The 350-nt window shown below is 62.6% G+C and carries 1 protein-coding gene; it reads right to left on the bottom strand.

Annotated elements, in window-relative coordinates; translation table 11 throughout:
- Positions 1 to 350, bottom strand: a 350-nt coding sequence (locus AUL38_RS17640) for a hypothetical protein (RefSeq protein ID WP_235590544.1), incomplete at both ends; no start/stop codon positions are given.

Raw genomic sequence — 350 nt, 5'->3', positions numbered from 1 at the left:
ACCACAAACGTCATCGCACTGCCAGCCAGCACAGACTGATCAGCACCCAACGCAAACACCGTCTCACCCGGAACCGCAGCCCCAATCACTCCAACCGCAGCCGATCGACCCAACCCGCTGTGCTTCGCAGGAACCGCATCACCAAGCTTCACCGAGAACGACCGATCCGGATCCCCAGCAGGCACCGCAACCGTCTGCACCACAACAGTCCGATCACCCGCTTCACCGGCAGCCCAAGTCACGACCTCATCAAGGGCCACAAAGTGCTCACCGGCAACCGCGGAACCATCCTCCGTAGCAACCCGCACACTCGCCTCACCCGTCCACGGATCCACCTCAGCATCAGCCCG

Source organism: Leucobacter sp. G161 (assembly GCF_001482305.1).
Lineage (GTDB): Bacteria > Actinomycetota > Actinomycetes > Actinomycetales > Microbacteriaceae > Leucobacter.
Note: the sequence above shows the minus strand (reverse complement) of the source record. Positions and strands in the feature narration are given on the sequence as shown.